Source organism: Carnobacterium sp. 17-4 (assembly GCF_000195575.1).
Classification (GTDB): Bacteria; Bacillota; Bacilli; order Lactobacillales; family Carnobacteriaceae; genus Carnobacterium_B.
The window spans coordinates 2,505,141-2,529,267 of the sequence record NC_015391.1 but is presented as its reverse complement, the minus strand read 5'-3'; the positions used below and the strand labels follow the sequence as shown (position 1 = coordinate 2,529,267).

Annotated in this window: 23 protein-coding genes and 1 pseudogene; 16 read left to right on the top strand and 8 right to left on the bottom strand. The window is 33.2% G+C overall.

Annotated features, from left to right (window positions below; translation table 11 throughout):
• Positions 1 to 5: 5 nt before the first annotated feature.
• Together rpsI and CAR_RS13405 are read left to right on the top strand one after the other, a co-directional pair.
• A complete protein-coding gene (gene rpsI / locus CAR_RS11975) occupies positions 6 to 398 on the top strand; it encodes a 30S ribosomal protein S9 (RefSeq protein WP_013712003.1) in 393 nt (130 codons plus the stop codon).
• A 210-nt stretch (positions 399 to 608) separates the two neighbouring features.
• Positions 609 to 740, top strand: a complete 132-nt coding sequence (locus CAR_RS13405; RefSeq protein ID WP_013712002.1) for a hypothetical protein — start codon at positions 609 to 611, stop codon at positions 738 to 740.
• Positions 741 to 904: 164 nt separating this feature from the next.
• Here the strand turns inward: CAR_RS13405 and CAR_RS13110 are convergent, their stop codons facing one another.
• Positions 905 to 1,090: a DUF3427 domain-containing protein gene (locus CAR_RS13110; RefSeq protein WP_013712001.1), complete on the bottom strand. Its 186-nt coding sequence runs from the start codon at positions 1,088 to 1,090 to the stop codon at positions 905 to 907.
• Positions 1,091 to 1,229: 139 nt separating this feature from the next.
• Between CAR_RS13110 and CAR_RS11965 the strand changes: the two genes are divergently transcribed.
• From CAR_RS11965 to CAR_RS11955, 3 genes are read left to right on the top strand one after another with little or no spacing between them, the layout of a single operon-like run.
• Positions 1,230 to 1,937: a hypothetical protein gene (locus tag CAR_RS11965; protein ID WP_013712000.1), complete on the top strand. Its 708-nt coding sequence runs from the start codon at positions 1,230 to 1,232 to the stop codon at positions 1,935 to 1,937.
• Positions 1,938 to 1,953: 16 nt separating this feature from the next.
• Positions 1,954 to 3,225: a DNA-directed RNA polymerase sigma-70 factor gene (locus tag CAR_RS11960; RefSeq protein WP_013711999.1), complete on the top strand. Its 1,272-nt coding sequence runs from the start codon at positions 1,954 to 1,956 to the stop codon at positions 3,223 to 3,225.
• A gap of 3 nt (positions 3,226 to 3,228) precedes the next feature.
• Positions 3,229 to 5,817 carry an SNF2-related protein gene (locus CAR_RS11955; RefSeq protein WP_041556705.1) on the top strand — a complete coding sequence of 863 codons (2,589 nt, stop codon included), beginning with the start codon at positions 3,229 to 3,231 and terminating at the stop codon, positions 5,815 to 5,817.
• Positions 5,818 to 5,952: 135 nt separating this feature from the next.
• On the opposite strand, the gene CAR_RS11950 is transcribed toward CAR_RS11955, so the two are convergent.
• Complete coding sequence (locus CAR_RS11950) at positions 5,953 to 7,248, bottom strand: DNA cytosine methyltransferase (protein ID WP_013711997.1); 1,296 nt, start codon at positions 7,246 to 7,248, stop codon at positions 5,953 to 5,955.
• Between the two features lie 142 nt (positions 7,249 to 7,390).
• On the opposite strand from CAR_RS11950, the gene CAR_RS11945 reads away from it, so the two are divergent.
• From CAR_RS11945 to CAR_RS11935, 3 genes are all read left to right on the top strand, one after another.
• Positions 7,391 to 8,866: a MutH/Sau3AI family endonuclease gene (locus CAR_RS11945; protein WP_013711996.1), complete on the top strand. Its 1,476-nt coding sequence runs from the start codon at positions 7,391 to 7,393 to the stop codon at positions 8,864 to 8,866.
• A gap of 160 nt (positions 8,867 to 9,026) precedes the next feature.
• Complete coding sequence (locus CAR_RS11940; protein ID WP_013711995.1) at positions 9,027 to 9,398, top strand: hypothetical protein; 372 nt, start codon at positions 9,027 to 9,029, stop codon at positions 9,396 to 9,398.
• Positions 9,395 to 9,583 (top strand): hypothetical protein, encoded by a 189-nt coding sequence (locus tag CAR_RS11935; protein WP_013711994.1) that lies wholly within the window; start codon positions 9,395 to 9,397, stop codon positions 9,581 to 9,583. Before CAR_RS11940 ends, CAR_RS11935 begins: the two co-directional genes overlap by 4 nt.
• Positions 9,584 to 9,762: 179 nt before the next feature.
• On the opposite strand, the gene CAR_RS11930 is transcribed toward CAR_RS11935, so the two are convergent.
• Both CAR_RS11930 and CAR_RS11925 read right to left on the bottom strand, forming a co-directional pair.
• Positions 9,763 to 10,209, bottom strand: a complete 447-nt coding sequence (locus tag CAR_RS11930; RefSeq protein WP_013711993.1) for a GNAT family N-acetyltransferase — start codon at positions 10,207 to 10,209, stop codon at positions 9,763 to 9,765.
• Positions 10,210 to 10,389: 180 nt separating this feature from the next.
• Positions 10,390 to 10,911 (bottom strand): YcxB family protein, encoded by a 522-nt coding sequence (locus tag CAR_RS11925; RefSeq protein WP_013711992.1) that lies wholly within the window; start codon positions 10,909 to 10,911, stop codon positions 10,390 to 10,392.
• A 635-nt stretch (positions 10,912 to 11,546) separates the two neighbouring features.
• Between CAR_RS11925 and celB the strand changes: the two genes are divergently transcribed.
• From celB to CAR_RS11900, 5 genes and pseudogenes are all read left to right on the top strand, one after another.
• The gene (gene celB / locus CAR_RS11920; protein ID WP_041556703.1) at positions 11,547 to 12,830 is read left to right on the top strand and encodes a PTS cellobiose transporter subunit IIC; all 1,284 of its coding nucleotides are present in this window, start codon (positions 11,547 to 11,549) and stop codon (positions 12,828 to 12,830) included.
• Between the two features lie 201 nt (positions 12,831 to 13,031).
• Positions 13,032 to 13,686 (top strand): annotated as a pseudogene (gene rhuM / locus CAR_RS13480) (RhuM family protein).
• Between the two features lie 683 nt (positions 13,687 to 14,369).
• Positions 14,370 to 15,554, top strand: a complete 1,185-nt coding sequence (locus CAR_RS11910; protein ID WP_013711987.1) for a glycosyltransferase — start codon at positions 14,370 to 14,372, stop codon at positions 15,552 to 15,554.
• 36 nt (positions 15,555 to 15,590) lie between these two features.
• Positions 15,591 to 16,244, top strand: a complete 654-nt coding sequence (locus CAR_RS11905; protein ID WP_238526700.1) for a TVP38/TMEM64 family protein — start codon at positions 15,591 to 15,593, stop codon at positions 16,242 to 16,244.
• A gap of 14 nt (positions 16,245 to 16,258) precedes the next feature.
• Positions 16,259 to 17,272, top strand: coding sequence for a glycosyltransferase family 4 protein (locus tag CAR_RS11900; RefSeq protein WP_013711985.1), 1,014 nt, complete (start codon positions 16,259 to 16,261; stop codon positions 17,270 to 17,272).
• Between the two features lie 496 nt (positions 17,273 to 17,768).
• On the opposite strand, the gene CAR_RS11895 is transcribed toward CAR_RS11900, so the two are convergent.
• The 4 genes from CAR_RS11895 to CAR_RS11885 form a co-directional block, all read right to left on the bottom strand.
• The gene (locus tag CAR_RS11895) at positions 17,769 to 18,359 is read right to left on the bottom strand and encodes a TMEM175 family protein (protein ID WP_013711984.1); all 591 of its coding nucleotides are present in this window, start codon (positions 18,357 to 18,359) and stop codon (positions 17,769 to 17,771) included.
• 173 nt (positions 18,360 to 18,532) lie between these two features.
• Entirely contained in the window at positions 18,533 to 18,688 is a 156-nt protein-coding gene (locus tag CAR_RS13060; RefSeq protein WP_193352079.1) for a hypothetical protein, read from the bottom strand.
• A gap of 173 nt (positions 18,689 to 18,861) precedes the next feature.
• Positions 18,862 to 20,337 carry a flotillin family protein gene (locus CAR_RS11890; protein ID WP_013711983.1) on the bottom strand — a complete coding sequence of 492 codons (1,476 nt, stop codon included), beginning with the start codon at positions 20,335 to 20,337 and terminating at the stop codon, positions 18,862 to 18,864.
• A 42-nt stretch (positions 20,338 to 20,379) separates the two neighbouring features.
• Positions 20,380 to 20,958 carry a membrane integrity integral inner membrane protein gene (locus CAR_RS11885; RefSeq protein ID WP_013711982.1) on the bottom strand — a complete coding sequence of 193 codons (579 nt, stop codon included), beginning with the start codon at positions 20,956 to 20,958 and terminating at the stop codon, positions 20,380 to 20,382.
• A gap of 567 nt (positions 20,959 to 21,525) precedes the next feature.
• On the opposite strand from CAR_RS11885, the gene purE reads away from it, so the two are divergent.
• The 3 genes from purE to purC all read left to right on the top strand — a co-directional run bounded on the left by purE (position 21,526) and on the right by purC (position 24,081).
• Positions 21,526 to 22,014, top strand: a complete 489-nt coding sequence (gene purE, locus CAR_RS11880) for a 5-(carboxyamino)imidazole ribonucleotide mutase (RefSeq protein ID WP_013711981.1) — start codon at positions 21,526 to 21,528, stop codon at positions 22,012 to 22,014.
• On the top strand, positions 22,007 to 23,143 hold the full coding sequence (gene purK, locus CAR_RS11875) for a 5-(carboxyamino)imidazole ribonucleotide synthase (protein ID WP_013711980.1): 1,137 nt from the start codon (positions 22,007 to 22,009) through the stop codon (positions 23,141 to 23,143). The genes purE and purK overlap by 8 nt, the downstream gene beginning before the upstream one ends.
• Before the next feature lie 191 nt (positions 23,144 to 23,334).
• Entirely contained in the window at positions 23,335 to 24,081 is a 747-nt protein-coding gene (purC, locus tag CAR_RS11870; RefSeq protein WP_013711979.1) for a phosphoribosylaminoimidazolesuccinocarboxamide synthase, read from the top strand.
• Positions 24,082 to 24,127 lie beyond the last annotated feature (46 nt).

The window sequence follows — 24,127 nt, the reverse complement described above, 5'->3', positions numbered from 1 at the left end:
TATCTATGGCACAAGCACAATATATCGCAACAGGAAGACGTAAAAATTCAACTGCCCGCGTACGTTTAGTACCAGGTACTGGAAAAATCATCATGAATAAAAAAGATATCACTGAATACATCCCATTCCCATATTTACACGAAGTTGTTAAACAACCTTTAGCTCTTACAGAAACTTTAGGTAGCTACGACGTACATGTAAACGTAAATGGTGGTGGATTTACTGGACAATCAGGAGCAGCCCGTCATGGGATCTCTCGTGCGTTATTACAAGTTGATCCAGACTTCCGTGGCCCATTAAAAGCTGCAGGTCTATTAACTCGTGACCCACGTATGGTTGAACGTAAGAAACCAGGTTTGAAAAAAGCGCGTAAAGCTTCGCAATTCTCAAAACGTTAATCAATTCTTTATTGTATCAACGTTTTCAGACGTTTTTTGTCCAAGATGGTTTAATTACCAACTTGATAAAGAATTTATAGATTTAAAGCATCGGCATCTTGCTGATGCTTTTTTTCTGGGATTGATTCAAAATACAAATGTAGCAATCAAATATAATCTCATATGGCAAATTAGGTTTTTATCATTACAAGTATAAAGGTGGTGTGATAAGTGAATTCAAAAGAGAAAATGTTAGAGATAATTAAAAAGAAACAAGCAGGTGGCGGAAAGTCTAAACAAACAACTGATCCAAAGAATGATATGAAAAACATGCGCAAAGGTCCGAAGATTTTTAATAAGTAATCTTTGGTATAGCAAAAGAGCAGCAGCTGAAATCAGCTACTGCTCTTTTTTGATAAGTCAAATTTTAAATTAAAATAGTTAAGAGATCAATTCAACACCCTTATGATTACATTTATTCCCAATATCATTCTTGTCCAGCTTCCAAATAACGATATAAATTCACATCAATTGGTTCTGAAAACTTCAAAAACATTTCGACAACTTTTTTCTTTTCGCCATTTTGAAGTGGTTTTTTCTAACTCTATAATAGATTCTTTGACTGGTTTTACTTCTCCTAGATAATAAAATTCAGTACCTTCGTTATCCGATTTCTTAGCAAATACACGGATAGAGTATCTAATAACTATCAAAAATAATTATAGACCTGAATGATACAGTATTAAGAAAAGAGATTAACTTTTCTAGATATCATTGCTATACTTAGAGCGTTAAGAAATCTATGGAAGACTAAACATTAAGAGTTCTTTTGAGAATTAGGAGGAGTTACATATGAGTCAGAATGAAGTGCTAATTGCTTCTGCTCAAGCTGAAGTTGATGAAAAAATTCAAATTTATAAGGGGAAAAAAGTTTCTGAACTGAAAGAATTATTAGGTATGGCACATAAAGATAATAAAGCGTCCTTTGTTCAATTAGCATTAAAGTTAATGAGAATCAAAGGAAATAAGTTTGAACTTTGTGATGGACAGATAAATGCTCTTTTGAAAACTGTTCGTTTAACTGGAATGGAAAAGCCCGCGGAAGCAATGTCTTTTATGCCAGTAAATTTTGAAGAATGGGTTAGCGATACTTACTGGGAAAGTAGTTCGTTATTTACATACTTTAATGAGAAGGTATTAGTATTCTTTATATTTCAACAATATCCAAGTGGTAAACGAGTTGATGATGATGAAATGACTTTTTTAGGTGTGAAAGTTTGGAAGATGTCTGACTACGATTTAACTCATGGTCTCAAAGAAATCTGGTCAGAAGTAAGATATTTGATAAAGCAGAACAAACTTGAAATTACTTCTTTAGAGCAAAGAAATGGTCGAATTGTTAATAAAAACAATTTGCCATCTAGTAAATTTAATGAGCTGGGCCACTTGAGGCCAGGAGCTAAGAATGGCAGTGATAAACTTTTATTGCCCACAGGTCAAAGAATCGTAAAACAAAGATTTTGGTTCAATGTAAAGTATGTAGAAGAAATAATTAGTTGATAGGAGATTGTTGATAATGAGGAATGTTGATTTATTAGACTTATATAAGTCTGGAATTGTAAAAGAAGGCGGACATAATATAAGTGTGCAGATTGAAAAGCCTAATGGAGAAAAATATAGTGGTAAAACATATGCAATTCCATTAGATTATTTATATTATAACGAACAAAATGGACGTATAGGTGTAGCACTATCAGATTATGAAAGTACTAATGGCAAACTAACTCCCGGACATAATGAAGAGTACAATATGGTTATTCAAAAGTTTTTAGAAAATGATGGAGAAAGTAAAACTAAAGATGGAATGAAGGCTCTCAAAAGAAATATTAATATTCAAGGACAAGACGAACCTGGATATGTATTGAATGATGGACGTGTAATTGATGGCAATCGTCGCTTTACAGCAAAAAGATTACTTGAACAAGATCCTGAGATAATTGGGCAACAATATTTTGAAGCGGTTATACTTGATGATTTGTCTGTCCAAAATCAGGATGATCTTAAGAAAATTAAATCATTAGAACTGAAAATTCAATTTGGGAAACTTGATAAGGTGGATTATAACGCAATAGACCGAGCGATAGATGCGTATAAAACGATAGTCGTAAATAACATAATGACGGCTAAAGAATATACTGAGTATGCAAACCTACCTAAAAATGAAATACCTAAGCGTCTAACTGAAGCAGAACTTATAGTTAAATTTTTAGATTTTACCAATGCGAACCCAGAAAATTATTCATTAGCTAAAGAATTAGATTTAGATGGTCCTATACAAGATCTAATACCTCAATACAAAAAGTTTAAAGGTGCTGTTAATTCAGATCAACTATTAAATAGTTTGTTCGCTAAGATACTGCAACTTAGAGCTACAAAAGAAGACTATAAGGGTGATTTTAGAACCATAGTTAAAAATGTTGTGGGTACTAAAGCTGAAAATACATTTATTTCAGAGATGGAAGATGCAACAGATGTTATTGTAGATGCATTGGATTCAAAAAAGGTAATAATGAATAATGTTGATTTATTTGCTACGTTAAAAAATAATGAAGAGACTGTCAAGGCGTTAGCAGAGGTACAATCAATTTATACCAATCATTCTGAAAAAACTAAAAATTTAAAAGAAAGAACTGAACCAATAAAGTTAGTTGGAAAAGCTATTAACAATATCAGTTCTATTGATAGAAGCATAATTAAGTATTTATCAAAATCCGAAAAAGATAAATTATTGAGTGAACTTGAAAAATTACAAAAAGAAATCACTTACATACTTTTAGAGGAGGAATAAAAGTTGCTTAAAAGATTAGACGGCGTACTTAAATCAAGTTATAACTCATTGAAAGACAATGTTTCCGAAGAATTTTATAACAGGACATTAAAAGAGTCAGTTAGTTATAAAAGAGTCAGTGGCTACTTTTCTTGTAAAGCATTATCTATGTATGCTGAGGGATTGGATAGATTTTCTGAGAATGATGGTTATATCCAATTTATTATCTCTCAAAATATTTCTGAAAAAGATTTTAGTGAAATTCAGTCTGGATATAAAGAGCGCTCTAAAAGTGAAAGTATAACGCAACTTGATAAACAACGGTTAGGTAATCTAGCATTTCTAATTTCCAAAAATAAAGCCGATATAAAGTTTGGTTTAGTTGAAAATGGTTTATTTCATACCAAGTGGGGAATATTTGAAGATTTACAAAAAGATGCTATATATTTTAATGGATCCTTAAATGAGACAGCGAATGCAATTGAAAATAATTTTGATTCATTCGATGTTGATTTTTCTTGGGATGTAAGCACGAATGTTAGAAGTAGAATTAAACAAAAAAGAGTAGAATTTGAGAGTCTATGGAATGATGAATATCCAGGTGTAAAAGTTATTGATGCAAATAAAGCTATTTATTCGTTAATTCAAGAGTATGATATAGGTAGAATTCAAAAAATACCTAATCCAGAATATAATTCTGTAATCTTGGATATGAATGATGAATATATATTTTTTATTGATAAGAGTGATGAAGAAATAACTTTAAAAAAATCTTTTAAAACTAAGTTTGTAGCATATGTCGATCAACAAAGAGGTTATCCCTATTTTAGAAGAGACTTGACGTATAGAGATGTGGAAAAAATTGTAGACTTAGCAAATAAGCAATCTAATAAGCATAATTTTAATTTTAAAGTTACTTCTCGAATCGAAAACTTTGTGAGCAGTCAAAAGTATTCAATTGAAGAATACCGTAAATCGGGTTTAACTTTGAAAAATCAGGACCCACGATGGCAGAATGAATTTCATGAATTTAAACGAATTGTAGAGAGAGAAGTAGCTAGGCCCCTCAAGCCACTGCAACTTGAGTCAGCAATGTATATGCTGACTCAAAAAAGAGCAGCTAATTTTTCTGTTCCTGGTTCTGGAAAAACAGCAATGTTATTAGGTGTTTTTGCATATCTAAATAGCAAAAACAAAGGGCAGCCTATTAAACGGTTATTAGTGATTAGCCCTCTTAATGCGTTTATGTCTTGGAAGGAAGAATTTGAAGAAGTATTTAAGAATAAAAAAGAATTAAAAGCAATAAGCATTCATGATGAAATAATAAATGGAGACAAACGTATTTTAGAAGCATCGTGGTCAACAGCAAATATGATTCTAGTCAATTATGAGTCACTTCCTAAGTTTCAAGAGTCTATTATTAAATGCTTATCCTATGATTCAAATACTATAATTGTTTATGATGAGGTCCATCGTGTAAAAGGGATACAAGGAAAAAGGGCTATAGCTGCATTAGAAATTGCAGGTAAAGTTGATTATCGATATGTTTTAACAGGTACTCCCATTCCAAATAAATATTTAGATATATATAATTTTCTACATATTTTGTTTGAAAAAGAGTACAGTGCATACTTTGGATTTGAGCAAAACATGCTTAAGAATCCTGATAGTTGGGAAGTTGAAGAAATAAATGAAAAACTTGCTCCTTATTTTTGGAGAACAAGCAAAGAAGACTTGGGTGTTCCACCAGCAGACGAAGATAATTTTATAAGAGTGCCGCCTTCTGTAGAGCAGTTAAGACTTTCTGAAATAATTTATACAACTGCACAGAATCCTTTAACGGTTTGGATTAGAATGATACAACTATCAACAAATCCTGAATTAGTAAATCAAACTATAAATTATAGTGATTTAGGATTTAGCGAGGACGACACTATTGATAATGACTCATATGATCAAATCAGTATAAAAGCACGAAAAGAGCTAGAGGCAAGTATTCAAGACTCGATAATAGATGAAGTAGCAAAATGGGATTTAGCAAAAGTAGAATCTCCAAAATTCAATGCAGGGATACAACTAGTTATTGATATTGTAAAGAAGCACGGGAAAGTAGTCGTTTGGGGATTATTTGTTAATACATTAAAGAAAATTACTGATGTCCTTAATCAACAAGGAATCAACACGAAGTTAATCTATGGAGGTACTACACGGCAGGAGCGTGAAGATATTATCCATACATTTAAAGAAGATACAAATGAGATACAAGTACTAGTATCAAACCCTAATACTTTGGGGGAATCAGTGTCACTGCATACAATTGTACATGATGCAGTTTACTTTGAATATAATTATAACCTTACATTTATGCTTCAATCGAGAGATCGAATTCATCGTCTAGGTTTGCAGCATGATCAGCATACTAGATATCATTATTTGATGACAGTTACTGATATGAAATTGTTTAATTTTATTGACCAAAAAATATACAATAAATTATCAGAAAAAGAAGATAGAATGAAAAAAGCTATTGACGGTGGTTATCTTACTCCGGAATTTGAAGATGATGAGATAGAAGAAATGAAAAAAATAATTGATTCAGAACGTCGTTATTAATTGCGTAGACAAGATTATGGAGGTCTCAATCTATCTTATCTATAACTCAATAGACTTGTCTCAAAGCTAAAACCACCTATTATTGTCACTTATAAGGACAATAATAGGTGGTTCTTAATAGTTTTGTTAAGTTAGTTAATCTTCATGAGTTATGATATTTTGTAACTCATCAGCAATTCTCTTTACGACACCTGTAACTAAAGCATTCCCCATAAAGAACATACGCATACGATCGGGTACTTCTACTATTTCACCAGTAGAATTTTTTTTATATTTTGTCCAATCATCAGGAAATTCTTGTAGTCTTTCTGCTTCAATAGGTGTTATTAATCTATATTTACCATTTACATTTAAAAAATGAGTTGAGCGATTAACGGTTCCTTCAGAAGTTAACATAGTTCTTCCAGGTAATGATAAATCATCTGTTGGAGCCATACTTCCTTCTGAATAAATATAAGAATGTCCATCTACAGAAATACGTTCGATTTTTTTAGAACCTCTTAAGTATTTAAACTTCTCTAATTTATTTTGGTCAGTAACATAATATTTTTCTGGAACATTCTCTTCATCTACCAATATTTCTCCTAAAGTAATAGGTTGTTCTTCCTTTGTAGGTACTGTGTCAATAGTAAAATAACGTCCATGTCTCATGACTCCTGTGTTCCAAACAGTACCTATAAAATTGTCGGATATGTCTACAATGTCATTTGATAATGTATAAGTAGCATGACGGTTTTTTACTGGTGTTGGTAAAACCGGAAATTGACGTGCAAATAGACCTTTATTAAAGATGTAATCATCATACAATTGGCTGTCAAAAAATAAATCTAATTCTTCATTCTCAAATTCTTTATCCATTTTTTTTGCAAAGTCAGTATCGTTCCGATATACGAAAAAGAAAACACGGCGACGACGTTGACTGCCTCCGTATTCTGCGGCGTTTATGACACGCCATTCTACAGAATAGTTTAAATCGTTAAATGCAGCTAGCATGATTGCGAAATCTCTACCTCGTTGTTTTGAAGGAGCTTTTAATAGACGATCTACATTTTCTAAAACAAGATATTTTGGTTTTATTTGAGTAACTGCTCGAATGATTTCCCAGAATAATACGCCTTTTTTTCCTTGGATACCAAGTTCGTTCTTTTTGCTTCTAGCAACGGAGTAATCTTGGCAAGGAAAACCTCCAACTATTATATCTGCATCCATACTTTGAAAAGCTTCATCTGAAATTTCTTCTATATTTTCGTTTATATTCATACTCTCAGGATAATGATAATCATACACTTCGAAGGCGTCTTGACTCTTTTTAGCAGGCTCCCATTGATTTGCCCATTTTGTTTTAAACATGCTTTCATTGGAATTTTCAAAACCAACGCGAAATCCACCAACTCCAGCAAATAGTTCTAAAATATTAAACTGTTTACTCATAATACGAACACCCTTTCGGTAAGCTAAGATTTATTATACAACAATTCACGGAAAAGATCCAGTGTTTTGTACAAAAAAATGGTACTATTAGACCATAAAATAAATTATTGCATATCTGTATAAATTTTTTGGAGGGTAAAGTATGAGAGAGCATGGACACGTTTTTGCTAAAGATGAACTAGAAGATATTTTAGATAGTACTATTGGTAAAACCTTAGGTGATGTTGATCAAAATAATGTTTTTTATAAAACAGTTAAACATCCTAAAATCACTGGTATAGCAGGAAGTGTTGTAGAGGAATCTATATTGGGGTATCCAGCTGATTCTTATCAAAAACCAGATTTGTATGTCGATGGGAAAGATGTGGAAGTAAAAACAACAGGTTTAAGAAAAGTAAAGAAATCAGTAAGTGGAGAACTTGAAGCTAAAGAACCGATGTCTGTAACAGCTGTTTCTCCAGAAAGGATAGTGCACGAAAGTTTTGAAAATTCAAGTTTCTGGCATAAACTTGAAAGACTTCTTTTAGTTTATTATCTTTATGATTCGGAAGTTACTGTTCCTGCATCAGAGTACGCAAAATTCCCCATTGTCGGTTATGATTTCTTTGAATTTGATTCTTTAGATAGAGAAAAGTTGAAGAATGACTGGGAGATAGTCAGAAGTTTCATACATAACTTGCAGCTTGTTCATCAAGACCCTACAGAACATTATCCAAGAATATCATCTGAGTTACGACCACAGTTGATGTTGATTGACACTGCACCTAAGTGGCCCAACCGCCCTAGATTTAGATTGAAAAGGTCTACTGTAACAACTATGGTTCAAAAGTACTTTGGAAAAAAATTCGAACAGTTAGAACAAGAATATAATACATATGAAGAACTAGACGAACAATTGAATCAATTCACTAAACAATACAAGAATAAGACTATTCAAGAACTTCTTCAGATTCTAAATATTCCTATGAAATTAAATCAAACTGGAGATGTATCAAAATCAGTGACTGAACAAATCGTTACACGAATGTTTGGAGCAAAATCGAAAAAAATCGGTAAAATAGAGTTATTCAGTGAGATTGGTTTGATTGCAAAAACAATCACTCAAACTAAGCAAGGAACGCGTACTGAAGACACTAAATTATTTAAAGTTGATTTTGATGAATGGTTGGATGAGAAGATAAATTTTGAAGATTCGTCACTTTATAGTGATTTTAGTGAAAGACAATTTCTATTCATTATTTTTGAAGAACAAGATAAGTCAGAAAAGCTCTTAACAAATAAGTTGTTAGGCTTTAAACGTGTAATCTTTAGTGAAGATTTCTTAGAGAAACAAGTGAAATTTATTTGGGATGACGTTAGAAATAAAGTCTTTAATAATAATCTTCATGAGGAAGTTATGCTTAATAAAAACGGGGAACCTGTTATAAATAAGAATGGAACAATAAAAACGTCTGTCAGTTTTCCAAAATCTAAAGACTATGATGTTTTTTTCCGAGGCACTGGAAGAGATTCCAGTGATAAAACTATAACGATAAATGGAATCGACATGTACAGACAGAATGTTTGGATAAAAGGGAGCGTAATAAACCATATGCTCAATTCAGTTGATTTCATTTAATGAAGCCTAACAAATGGGTTACCTCACTAGGAATTTAATTTCTTTATTACTGTAGTTGCTTTAGATGTAGTAGGGTTTGAGACAGTTTATGAAAATGAATTTCTAATACACAAAATGTTTAGTAAAGTTAGCCTAGTAAAAAGAGACAGGGGAATATTGAATGGAAAATAAAGAGTTATCTAATGTTGTTGCTAATATGGAACTATTTAAGAAAGAAAACACACAAATTCTTAGAAAGAACATCAATAATGAAATCTCAAGTTATCGAAAATCTTTACCTATTGAAACTATACCTGATGATTTAGAGTTCCAAATTGAAAACGAAGTTAGCAATAAATTATCAGAATTCAATAACGGTATCGATTTAAAACCTACAGCTTTATATTATTCGTTAAAATCTGAAGTAGAACTTAATGAAAATATTTCCGAAAAAGAACTGACCTATTCAGCTTATGACTTTTTAGAAAAAACTACAAAAAGTAAATTCCTGAAAAAAATTCTGAAAGAGTTGAAAAGGGAGACTAAAAAATGAAAAAAGCAGTTTCAGAATTAGTAGTTAAAACTGGCAAAGCAATTATACTGATGATTACAACACAAATAGTTAATTATCTTTCCAGTGAAGAGTTTAGCAACAGAGTAAAAAAATTCATACAAGAAATGGTTAATAAAATAGTGAAATTAGTAATGTCAGAAAAGATATCTGATACACCTAAATAACAACAATTTAAAAACTAAAAATGCCCTCTATAAAGTAGACTCTTAATAAAAAACTACTTTATAGGGGCCATTTATATAGTCAAAAATCAAAGGCTATGGCTGTTATTTACATTGCAAGTAATGATTCAATAGATAGTCAATAACTAGTTGAATAGGATCTTTTTGACTTTTCATATTTTCTAAAGCTTATTGTATAACATTTCCATATGTGGAATACCATCTTCCAAATACACCTGCGAAACCTTCACAAACCCTAAACTCAAATAAAATTTTAGCAAATACTCCTGTGCAGATATTCTTATTACTTTTTCATTTAAATTGTCCTCAATAAATTCTAGTGCACGTGACATCATTTCTTTTGCAAGACCTTTGTTACGATATTTTTTAGTAACTAATACTCTTCCTATAGATATCTCATTAAATGAAACACCCTTCTCGAGTATCCGTAAATATGCAAGAATTTCTCCATCTTTTTCCCAAAACAAATGATAGGCTTTTTTGTCTTTGCCATCATATTCTTCATAAATACACTGTTGCTCTATTATAAACACTTCACTTCTAAGTTTTATAATTTCATACAACTCGTCGTTACTCAATTCGTTAAATGTTTTTATTTTCCACTCCACAGTTTCTTTTCTCCTTTTTTAATCTTTTATTTCTTGATTCATATATTTTTAAGACTAACATAAAAAAATTTAGCTAAATACATGAAGTTCTATGCATTAATGTATGGGAGGACTTAATTTTAAAAGGGTTCCTATCTTATATTTTTAGTCAAAAAAGATAGAAACTTAAAGGATTATTTTTTATAAAATAGTGTATTTTAATAGTTCTTCAAGGAATATCTTTAAGGTGTTTTTATTTTTAAATATCCTTTTAGGTATTATATAAGCTGAAATGGAGGAATTATAGATATATACATACTCACTTGTTTCGTCTACTTTATTTACTTCATTCCATTTTGTGTTTGTTTCACCATTAGCGCTGCTTTCGGTTATTCCCTTATCTGTTACTACCATTTTTCTTTTTTTAAATAAATGTTCATTATTTCCTTCTTGAAGCATCTTTACTATTCTTCTTCTCATTTCCCAATCAAAGTATCTTGGGTAAAAAATAAGCCAAATTAAGCTAGTAATACTAAACACTGTCATCCAATACCCTATAGATATTGCTGAAAACCTTATAACTATAAATGGAGTTATTAAGAATACTATAGGTCCTACTAGTCTTTGGGCGATTAAACTTCTTTTTAGAGAAGGTGATTGTTTAGCATGATTAATATTAAAGTTTATGTAATCTTCTTCCAATAACTCAAATTCAATTTCCATTTGTTGTCCTCCTAAGGATATTTATTAAAATATATCTTCTGTATTTAGAACCTTTTTAATACAAGGTTCTTTTCATTGAAAAGTTCTTTATCTGTTTTTAAAATAAGGTAGTGCCATAGCAATAGAGTAAAAGAAGTTCTGATAATACTGGCTATTAAATAACTATAAATAGTTTTATCAGGATAAAAAAAGTAAAAAACAATACAAATAAAAATAAAAGCACTTAAAACTTCTCGTTTCACTATTTTTTATCCATAAGTTCTCCTTTTATAAAAACAATAAACTATGATTTATTTTATCATTTTATGGGTTCTAAAAATATAACCTAATCATTTATTTAAATATATTTCCTATGCATCAATAAATACATGAAATTTCATAAAATCATGTGTTCAAAATCCTGCTAAATAAATATTTCTTTCTTGAAAATATGTAGCTATAAACTTAATAGATTGCTTTTTATTGAAAAAATTGGTAAATACATTTTAAATAAAAGTATAGACATGTAAAATTTAAAATGATAACATTAGTATGTAATCGATTTCAAAAAAACTGAAGAAACCTATTTTTAATTTTCTTTAAAAAGTACTACCCGTTAAACTTGCTTAGAATTAAAAATGAAAAGAGGAATGCTAGTGAATGGATTTATTGATAAATTAGGTGAAAAATTACTTCCTATTGCCGGAAAACTTGGTGAAAATCGTTACCTTAAAGTTTTACGTGATGCATTTATGCTTGCTTTTCCAATTACCATGTTTGGATCAATTGTAGTTGTATTAAATAACTTGCCATTTTTTAGCGATGCATTACAAGATAACTTAGGAAACTTATTTGGAAATGGACAAAATGCGACAATGTCGATCTTGACCATTTTTGTAACGTTCGGTATCGGTTATTATTTAAGCAAGTCCTATGATGTTGAAGGCGTCTTTGGTGGTGCTGTATCATTAGCTTCTTACTTGATATTAACACCATTTACAATAGTAACAGAATCAGGAGAAGCAGTAACTGGAGTGTTATCATTAGATCGTTTAGGTGCAAAAGGTATGTTCATCGGTATGATTGCAGCCTTTCTTGCTGCTGAAATATACACACGTATCGTTAAAAAAGGTATTGTCATCAAAATGCCTGATGGTGTGCCGCCAGCAGTTGCAAATTCATTTGCCGCTTTACTACCAGCTATTATTACTTTAGCAATATTCTTATTACTTAATGCAGCCATTTCTGGGTTCTTTGACGCAAATTTGCATGATGTTGTTTATACAGCGATACAACAACCGCTTACAGCTCTTGGTAGTGGATTACCAGCTACATTGATTGCCGTATTCTTTATTCAATTCCTATGGTTCTTCGGATTACATGGACAAATTATTGTGAACTCTGTAATGGACCCAATCTGGAACACTTTAGGTTTGGAAAATCTTGCTGCTTATCAAGCTGGAGAGCCTTTACCTCATATCGTAACGAACCCTTTTATGGATGTCTATAATGTTGGTTTGGGCGGATCTGGAGGCACATTAGTCGTTGTCTTATTACTAGCATTTGTTATGAAAAGCAGTCAAAACAAAGAAATTGGTCGTTTAGCCGTACTACCTGCGATTTTTAATGTAAATGAACCGTTGATTTTCGGGTTCCCTTTAGTATTAAATACTTCAATCTTTATTCCTTGGGTGATTGCTCCAATGGTAACAACAGCATTCAACTATGCGGTGATGGCTGCTGGAATATTTCCAATTCCAACAGGAGTTGCAGTACCTTGGACAATACCTGTTATTATTAGTGGATTTATGGCTACCAACTCATTTATGGGTGGATTACTACAAATCATAGATATGGCGATTATCGGATTGATCTGGTTCCCATTCCTTAAATTAGTTGATAAAGTAAATCTAAACACTGTTTCTATGGCTGATGAATAATAATATGAAACCATAAAACATTAAATATAAAAAGAACTTGCCTCTTTAGGCAGGTTCTTTTTTAGTATAAATTTTTGAGGAGAAATAATCCTTTCTGATCATCATTTCTTTTGGAATAGATTGTGGTTTTGTCACTTTTACTATACCCAAAATAATTTTTTGTCTGGTAGAGCTTTGATAATAAAGAATAATATAGATGAAATGATTTGGGCTACCCAAAAAGCAATTGCTGTTTTATTTGACGTTGATAGAACTTCAATCTTGCGACATTTAAAGAATGTTTTTGAAATAGACTAATTATATGAAAAAGTGGTATGTACAGAAATTGCACATACCACTCAACATGATGCTATAGAAGGTAAAAGTCAGAATAAAGCTGTCAAATATTATAACTTAGATGCCATCATTTCAGTTGGTAATCGTGTTAATTCTCAAAAATCGACAAAATTTAGAATCTGGACAACTGATGTTTGAAAGATTATTTCCGTGAATTATTGAAAACTGGTTGTTCGTTTCGAGCAAGCGAACGTAGAATTTGGCAACAAATTACTGATATATTTGCGGAAATTCCTTATGATTATGATAAAACTCAGAGATAACGAAACATATCTTCTTATTTTGATTATGTAGAACGGTTATTGGAAAATGAAATCCGCTTTCTATGCAAGCTTTTGCTAACAGTATTGATGAGTTTTTGAAGTTTAACCGTTATGAAGTACTAGAAGATCACGGAAGCATATCTAGTAAAAATGCAAAACAAAAAGCTTTATCAGAGTATAAAGAATTCAATAAAGATCAGAGAATCATTTCAGACTTTGATAAAGAAATCGAAAAAGTCCAACGGAAACCAGACTGAGGTTCAATTTTATTGAAGAAGCATACAAGGATAGAGTATCTAACAACTATCAAAAATAAGTATAGACCTGAATGATACAGTATTAAGAAAAGAGCTTAACTTTTATAGACGTCATTGCTATACTTAGAGCGTTAAGAAATCTATCAAATTCAAAAATGATTCTGACGTAACTTGGGTACCAGGAGAGCATGGTATCTTTACTTTGCTAAGTAAAAAAAACGAAGGCAGAAAATACCGTTTGTTTTCAATAGCTTCTATACCAGATACCGGATTCTCTTTAAGAGGATCCGGTATCTTTTTGATGGAAATTTGCGCTGTTTATTAATAGTTATCTGCTATAGTTTAGTTTATATTGTAATTAACAACTTAACATAAAATTCATTTTCACTAACGAATATTGACTTTCTTTCTATATTTTTTGAGTAAAGTGTTTTAATGATATGATACAAATTTTGGCAATTTTGAAAATACACCTTCATAAGCGAGACTTTAGTAGGATGACAATAATAAGACTTATGTTTATTATGATTGTAATAGAAGATAGCCTTTGTTCTATTTTATTAATTACATAGTGTTTCCATACACAGTCTTTACCTATTTTTAAAGAAACTAAAGCAGAACATAAGGTATAATTACATAGACTAAGATGACTAGATTAAATACACGTAGAAAGGAGTATGAAGATGAGAATTCTACTTGCAACGGATTTGTACACTCCAGCGATTAACGGAGTTGTTACGTCAACCGTTTCATTGAAAAATTCCTTAGAGCAAATTGGACACGATGTACGTGTATTAACACTTTCTGAAGACGAGTATATTGATATCGAAGAAGATATCTATAGCGTTTCTTCCTTTAACATCAATAAAATTTATCCAGGTGCTCGCATTAAATTTTTTAAAGATCGAGCTGTTTTAAGAGGAATTATAGACTGGAGTCCGGAAATTATTCACACACAAAGTGAATTTAGTACGTTTCGCATGGCAAAATATATTGCCCAATATCTTTCGATTCCGATTGTACATACATATCACACAATATACGAAGACTACACACACTATTTTTCTCCCAACAAAACAACGGGTCGAAAAGTAGTCTCGCTTTTATCTAAAAAGTTGCTAAGCGATGTTGAATACGTAATTGCGCCAACAAACAAAGTTAAACGCATGCTGGATGGCTATGCAGTTAGGCAACCGATTAAAGTTATTCCCACTGGGATTCAGTTAGATCGATTTACCAAAAGATTAGAGTCAAAAAAAAGGAGCCAAATGCGAGAGCATCTAAATATTCCAGAAGATGCCTTCTTACTCATTTCATTAGGTCGTTTAGGAAAAGAAAAAAATGTAGAAGAATTACTTCTCTTCTTCTCGTTATTGAAAATTGATGCCCATTTATTAATTGTTGGTGACGGGCCAAACCGATATCGGTTGAAGGAATATGCAAAAGAATTAGAAGTGGATCATAAAGTTACCTTTACCGGGATGATAGATCCACTTGAAGTACCGCTATATTATCAGACTGCAGATTTGTTTGTTAGCGCGTCAACAAGTGAAACACAAGGTCTGACATATATTGAAGCATTCGCGAGTGGAATCCCAGCTTTATGTCGTGCAGATGAATCCATTGAGAATGTTATTATTGATGGAAAAATGGGTTATCAATATCACTCGTTTAAAGAATTTGAATCTTGTCTGTACGTTTTAATTCATAGTAAAGAACTGTATCATACAATGGTGGGTGAAGCAGAAGAATTCGCTTTTAAACATTATTCTTCTGAATCTTTCGGAGAGCACGTGAATGAAATTTATAAAAAAGCGATCAACTCCTACCAGTTAAAACATGTCATTCGTTACAAGCATTCAAAGTAAATGTCGAACAAAATAACCATTGAGGAGGTACAATCAATGAAAAAAGAGCATTTTGATGGTTCTCTGAAATCAATGGTTAACTCATTCTTAATTAAATATAAAAAAAAATTTCGGTTTGGGTTGCACATTTTAAACATTGTGGGTATTCTTGGAACGATTTATGGATTTTATTGGTGCTACCAACAGCAAATTTTCACTTCTGAAATCGCTCTACGAAATCTTTTGAATTCTATGGGTCCGATGGCTCCGTATGGATTTATGGGGATTCAAATTATTCAGACCGTTGTCCCTGTTGTGCCCGGTGCTTTGACCATTCCCATGGGGACGATGATTTTTGGTGTAGGTTATGGATTCTTTTTAAATTTCGTAAGCATTATGATCGGGTCAGTACTTAATTTTGCGATTGCTCGAAAAATTGGTCGTCCATTCGTGGAGTTGTTGGCTGGAGATAAAAAAGTTGATAAATATATCCGTTGGTTAGATGATCCTCATCGATTTGATCGGTTATTTACTTTTGGGATGTTCTTTCCATTATCACCTGCTGACTTCTTATGTTACTTAGCCGGACTTTCGAGTCTATCGTTTCGGAAATATTTCGTTATCTTAGCTCTTGGAAAACCGATTACCTTGCTTATTTATTCGTACGGTATGACCGAAGTGTTAAATGTTGTCTTTCAAGTATTAGGATAGTAAAGGGGAATGAAATGCAGATCTATTTATGCAGTGATTTACAAGAATACATTAAACAAAGTGGTGTTGGTCGTGCGATTGAACACCAACAAATGGCGTTAACTGAGGAGAATATTTCCTATACATTAACAGGTGAAGAGCCCTACGATATTATCCATATCAACACTATTTTTCCACAGTCTTATCTGAAAGCAAAGAAAGCAAAAAGAGCTGGAAAACCTGTTGTTTTTCATGCGCATTCGACTATTGAAGATTTTCGAAATTCCTATTTTTTTGCGAATGCTCTTGCATCACTATTCGGATGGTGGATTAAGAAATGTTATGCATCAGCAGATTTATTGCTAACTCCATCTGCTTACTCAAAATCTTTAATCGAAGGTTACGGGATAGAAGTACCGATTGAAGTCATTTCAAACGGTATTGATCTGTCGTATTGGAGTAGTACCAATGAAGAAATACTCCTTTTTAAAAAGAAGTATGGGGTCGCTCCAGATGAAAAATTAATTCTGTCAGTTGGTTTACAAATCAAGCGCAAAGGAATTTTAGATTTTGTTGAAATGGCAAAACGATTACCTGACTATCAATTCATTTGGTTCGGTCATACGGACAAAAAATTATTGCCCAAAGAAGTTGTTGATGCCATTGAAACAGAGTTGCCCAATCTTCAATTTCCTGGTTATATTGAACGCGATGAACTTCGTGTAGCTTACCAAGCCTGTGATTTATATGTATTCCTGACCCATGAAGAAACAGAGGGAATCGTCTTATTGGAAGCCTTAGCAAGTAAAACAAATACGCTCGTGCGGGATATTCCTGTATTCACCCCCTTTTACACACATGAGGAAACTATTTATAAAGGACGTTCAATTGATCAATTTATTGCGCTTGGTCAAGCAATCATCGAAGGTGAAGTTCCTTCATTAGTGGACGCAGGTTATGGTAAAGTATCTGAAAAAAGTATTCAAAATGTGGGCAAGCAGCTCAAAAATTTCTATCAGCAATTAATGCCTGTAAACTTGCTTCCATAGAGTAGAAGCGTCGCTAGTCTATAGATAAAATAATTTATTAGATCTCTCCTATTGTTGATTTTAAATGATAGAAGAGATTTTTGTATGGATTATAAATGTCTACTAAGTGTGTTTAAAAAAGCGTGAAAAAATGGAAATAGGCTATGTACGTATATCCAATCCACCGACCAAAAATTAATCCACGGATTGAAAAATTAGACAGAGTAGGGGAGCTTCCGGATAAAATACCTGGAAAAGTATGACTCATTTAAGAAGAAATTTTGTGAATTATCAAATATGTATTTTAACATGATAATATTAATTATTACTTTTAAACAAGCATTTATAGTAAGGGCGCAATCCTTTGTTACAATTATATTTGGAAATATAAATAAGGTTACTTACAAAGGGAGGCAAGTAACCTTTATTTAGTATTATTAAAATGGGCATTATATTTTTCTTATTTATTTTTGTTAATACTATTGTATAACTGATTGATAAAAAAGATATCGTGTCACTAATCAAAATTTTTTTTACGATAGCGGATATAAATGCGGCTTGGCAATATTAGAGCAAACGCTGCGATAAGGATGCTGTACATCACAGCTGGAGGAAAAAACAGTGCAGAGATAACCATACCCAAAATTTTAATGCAGATATCGATATATAGAAAGTGAATATACGTTAATAATTCTTTTTTTAGTAACAGATTAGTTCTATCTGCTTGAATAAGTGTATAATAATTCCACGTTACACAAATTGTAACCATAATTGCAATAAAACCATACATCATTTGTGCAAAACTATTATAATGATCAATAGCAACGATACTGGTCGTATACGGAATAAAAGAGGAGAAAAACAATAGAAACATGATCGAAATGACTGTTTGATTGGATATAGTTTTAACATCTTGCCAAGTATTATGGATACCTATCCACATAAAGCTTAACCAGGCAAACGAGAGTGTGTAGGCAAAAAAGTTAGGTGTTAAATCAATTAAACCATGTAAATTAAGTTCTTTTGGTTTTTCTAACTCCAAAACTAAAATAGTTAAAATAATGGCTAGGACTGCATCAAAAAAAGAAGATAATCTTTCTTTATTCATAATATGATTCTCCTAAACTTTAATATTTATTCTATAATTATACCCTAGTATGTTATTTATTGGTAATCTACAAGCCGGTTAGAATAAGAAAAAAGTGCATTAAGTTATTTTAATTCAGTAGTTTCTATTAGGACACTTAAAATTTGTTTTGAATCCCGCTCTTTGATTTTCCTTTATAAATACCATTGAGAGGTACCAGTGATTCTTATAATATCTTTAACCAAATAATGACCTGAATCATGTAAGCGTAAAGCATCTTTCACCTTTGGATTATACATTATCTGCCGACCAAACTTTACTCCACGTGCTTTAGCATAAGCGATCCGCATAATTCGACCTCTTAAAAAATATTTTCTATTCTATATTGATTACAGTTCAATCGTTTAACAAAAAAATTCAACGGGGTTACTTTTGGTAATCTCTTGATTTGAATATAATACACGTGGTGGAATCGAACCACCATAAGGCTCCTAGCCGTGCATTGATGCAGGTGTTTAAATGATTATTCTGAATCGTCTGTGATGATTGGTTCTTCAGCTACGATTGTTGTTTGAGCGAAGGTTTCGTTCAAATTACTGATTTGACGACCCACATTCTTTGTTCCAGCAAATGAGCTGATTAAATTATTGATGTCTAAGCCTGTTGCGTCTTTAAATGCTTCTTGTGAAGCTGCTAGTGTGTTTAAAGCTGTTTTGGTAATAGCTGATGCGCCATTTCCATTTCCGCTGTCTACAACGGTGATTTTGTCAATATTACCTAGTGGTTCAGCAGCAGCACGAACAATTGCAGGATAAGCTTCAATCAGTAAGGTTGCAATAGCTTCATCGCCGTATTGTTTCAAGGCTTCAGCCCAAGCGGTCTTGCTGTCTGCTTCAGCTTGACCGATTAAACGAATACTTTCGGCTTGAGCCATACCATTTAATTCGATTTCTTTGGCTCTCGCTTCAGATTCAGCAATGGCTTTGTTTTTATCGGCTTCGGCACGTTGCTCAACAGAGTAACGTTCAGCATCAGCTTTCTTACGAACAGTTGCGTCGTATTCGCGTTCTTGCTTGATGGTTTCTTTTTCTTGTAATTCGATTTGTTTTTCACGTTCAATAATTTGAGCGTTACCTTCTTCGATGATAACTTTTTTCTTTAATTCAGCTTTCTTTAAGTCATATGCACTTTCAGCTTCAGCTTTTGCGATGTTTTGTTCTCTTCCGTATTCAGATATGCGAAGACTTTTTACTTTTTCAGCTTCGGCAATCTCTGTTTGTCTTTGCAATTCAGCTTCTTGAGACAGTTGTTCAGCTAGTGCTCGTTGAATACGTGTTTCTTTATCCGCATTTGCTGTTTTGATATCTGCATCTCGTTTGACTTCGGCAATACGTCCTTGACCTAATGAATCTAGGTAACCATTTTTGTCCGTTACTTCTTTTACTGTAAAAGATAAAATAACCAATCCCATTTTAGCTAAATCGCCAGATGCTTCATCTTGGACATTTTGGTTGAATTTATCACGGTTTTGATAAATGTCTTCAACAGTCATGCGTCCCAAAATTGAACGCAAATGTCCTTCTAGAACTTCTTTTGCTTCGCTTTCTAGTTGTTCGGTTGATTTACCAAGGTATTGTTCAGCGGCAGTTGCGATATCTTCTGATGTAGATCCAATTTTGATAATAACGGTCCCGTCAACTGCGACCGGAACACCTTCTTCGGTATATACTTCAGGTGTGCGAACGTCTAATTTAGACGACAGTAATGACAATTTATGAACGGATTGGATGATTGGCCAAACGAATGTCCCGCCTCCGCTAACAATTTTCATTTTATTGCCTGTATTGGGATCAATATAAACATTTTTATCGCCCAATGCTGTACCACTAATAATTAATGCTTCTGCTGGAGAGGCTGTACGATAACGACTAACCAATGCGACTAGTAAAACGACTGCGATGACGACTGCGCCAACGGTTGCAAATAATGTTGAGTTCATGTATATATTCCTACTTTCTCGTATCTGTTTTTGATGGTGGAGTTATTTTTTTTGTTTCTTATTCCATGTCGGCGTTGGTTTTCCAATGGCTTTAATACTGTTTGTATAAGGAAGGACATAAAGAATGTTGTCGTTGACATCCATGATTAATACATTTTCATTTTTTGGAATATCGGTTATGTTATCAGTATTGTCATAGATTTTAGCCATTTTATTAACTCGTGTAAAACCAGTAGAGACGATAACTTCGCCTGTTCCATTGAGTGTGATTGGAATGGATACTTTTGCTTCTTTGCCTTCTAAATCATGAATTGACGTAATATTTGAATTTTCTGCACGACTCTTAAAGGGCAGGATAACGAGAATGTTCATGAGCATAATGACAACCACAATAACAAAAAAGATACTCAAAAACAACCAAATGGTTACGGTTGCACGATTGGTCACTAGAACCCCATATGTAATGAAAAAAGCAATCATCCCTGTGACAAAGAAATCACTGATGTCGTAAAAACCGACACTGATAATATCTTTTAGTGGTAATGTCAAAATGGCTAATGCTATGCAGCCTGCAAAAGCGAATTGTAAGTACAGTGGGTCTTCTAAGATAGTGGTTAGCACTTCATTTTCACCTCCTTTCAGTGATGAGTTATCGTATTACAGCTATCGAAGAAAACCCAAAATTAGAGATCGATAGTTGCTTTTAACGTCTATCATGGTCACACCTATTTGTTTAATGCAGATCGAGAGTATAGTAGATTTTCATAGGAAGAACCTTTCAATCTCAACCCTTTTATTGCACTAATATAGATGATTCCATAATACTCTACTTAGAGGAATAAAAAAAGAGTGTAATATAAAAAACAACGGCTTCTAACAGTTAGATGGGGCTAACTTTCTGTACCCTTGGTGTTATAAGTAAACGAACGAGAATCTTCATATAGCTGCATTTGGTAAACCGACCGGAAGCAGATAGAGTTTTTCTAACGGCAGAAAAATCATTTTCCATCATCAAAGAATCAAAAGTGCTATTTTTACAGATAGCTATCGAAATTGACCGGATAAATTGATTTGATAGAATTAAAAGGTTTAATGACGAATGATAATTCATGAATATAATTAAACGTTTGTAAAAGTTTGATGGGTTGTGCTATATTGAACGTGAGAAATTAGAGTGGAGGGAAATGAATGGACGCCATTGTTTCTGTTGTTATGGGAAGCACTTCTGATTGGGACACGATGAAAGACTGCTGCGCGATTTTGGATGAATTTGATGTAGCGTATGAAAAAAAGGTGGTATCAGCTCATCGGACGCCAGATTTGATGTTTAGCTTTGCTGAACGAGCAAGGGGATTGGGAATAAAAGTAGTCATTGCAGGGGCTGGAGGTGCGGCTCATTTACCGGGCATGATCGCAGCAAAAACCACATTGCCAGTCATAGGCGTACCAATACAATCTCGAGCGCTTAATGGAATGGATTCGTTATTGTCTATTGTACAAATGCCAGCGGGTATACCTGTTGCTACTGTGGCGATTGGGAAAGCAGGAGCTGCGAATGCAGGACTTCTTGCGATTCAGATTCTTTCTATTGAAGATGAAAAGTTAGCAAAAAAATTGGAAGCAAGACGTAATCAGCTTAAAAAAAGTGTAATGGAAAGTAGTGAAGAGCTTGTATAAAACACTCAAACCAGGAGATGCTATTGGAATTATTGGAGGCGGACAATTAGGGAAGATGATGGCTCAATCAGCAAAAAAGATGGGGTTTACTGTTGGTATCTTGGATCCTAATGAAAATTGTCCAGCAGCTCAAGTGTCTGATTGGAACATCCGTGCCGATTATGCAGACAAAGAAGCCTTGCGTGAGTTTGCAAGAAGAGCAGCTGTTCTAACGTTTGAATTTGAAAATATTGATGCAGAAGCATTGCAAGAGATGGGAAAGTTGTCAGCTATCCCGCAAGGTAGTGAGGTAATAGCCATTACGCAAGACCGAATCAAAGAAAAACGATTTTTAAAGTCTAGTGGGGTTTCGATTGGAGCCTTTGAAATTGTGGAAACAACAGACCAACTGAATATTGCCGTTAAAAAAATTGGCTATCCCTGCGTCTTGAAAACAACACGTTTTGGATACGATGGTAAAGGGCAGGTTGTTTTGAAATCAGAAGCGGATAAACAAGAGACAGAAGCGCTGATTGCTGATAATAGCTGTATTCTTGAAGCGTGGGTACCTTTTTCGAAAGAATTATCGGTCATGATTGTTCGCAATCAAAAAGGAGAAACGACCATTTTTCCTGTTTCTGAGAATATCCACGTCAACAATATTTTGCATGAAAGCATTGTACCTGCTCGGATTTCTCCAGTAGTAAGCGAAAAAGCAGTGCAGGCGGCTCAACAGATTGCTGATGCGTTGGAATTGGTTGGAACATTAGGAATCGAATTGTTTTTGACAAAAGACGATGTCATCTTTGTCAATGAACTGGCACCTCGTCCGCACAATTCAGGGCATTACACGATTGAAGCAATGTCTCTTTCGCAATTTGATGCACATATCCGAGCTGTAGCTGGGCTGACGATGCCAAAAGCACGCTTACTTTCGGATGTCGTTATGGTCAATATTCTAGGACAACATATGGAAGATAGTTTAGCATTCCGCGATAAAAAAGCGGACTGGTCGTTTCATTACTATGGTAAAGAAGAATTACATACAAATAGAAAAGTCGGGCACGTCACGATCTTGACAAATGATGTAGAAAAAACCTTGATAGAAATAGAGGATACCGGGATTTGGAATGAACCGCGAAGAAATTAGGACTGAATTAACCCAGGTAGACCGGAGCTATTGTTCCGGTCTTTTTTTGATGAAGTAAGATAGGTTTTGTTCATTTATCATTTGAAAAAATAATGGATATTCCATTGACAATCAAAAGTTGAGTGCTACAATTAAAGCGAATGATTTAACCGTTTAATAAATTAATGTTCGTAAATAGAAAGGAAGAGATAATGGAAAGGAAAGAATTGCTCTATACCGGGAAAGCTAAAAAGATCTATGCGACAAATCAAGAGACAGTTCTTTTAGCAGAGTATTTAAACCAAGTAACTTCGTTAAATGGCGCTAAAAAAGAAAATGTTGAAGGGAAAGGAGAATTGAACAACCAAATCACGGGTCTGATATTCAAGTATTTAGCTGAAAAAGGGTTTGTTAGTCACTATATCCAAGAAGTGTCTAAAACCGAACAATTGATTAGAGAAGTTGAAATGATTCCTTTAGAAGTCGTTGTCCGTAACACGTCGGCCGGCAGTTTTACAAAAAGGTTTGGTATGGAGGAAGGAATCGATTTGCCTTTTACTATTATTGAGTTTTATTACAAAAATGATAAGCTGGATGATCCATTTATCAATGACGCACACATTAAGATGCTAAACGTTGCGAAAGACGAAGAGGTGATTGAAATTAAAAAGCAAGCATTAGAGATCAATGTTGCCTTAGTGGAGATGTTCAATAAAATTGATATTCGCTTAATTGACTTTAAAATTGAATTTGGAAAAACGATTGATGAGAAAATCATTCTCGCTGACGAAATATCCCCTGATACTTGCCGTTTATGGGATATAAATACGAAAGAACATTTGGACAAAGATCTTTATCGCCGTGATCTAGGAGATATCATTCCTGTTTATACAGAAGTTTTGGAACGGCTAAACAATTTGCGAATAAATGAATCATCCATTCATGCAGATACAGACTAATGAAAATTCAACCACTATAAATCAAAAGAGAAAAGTGAGGCGTTTC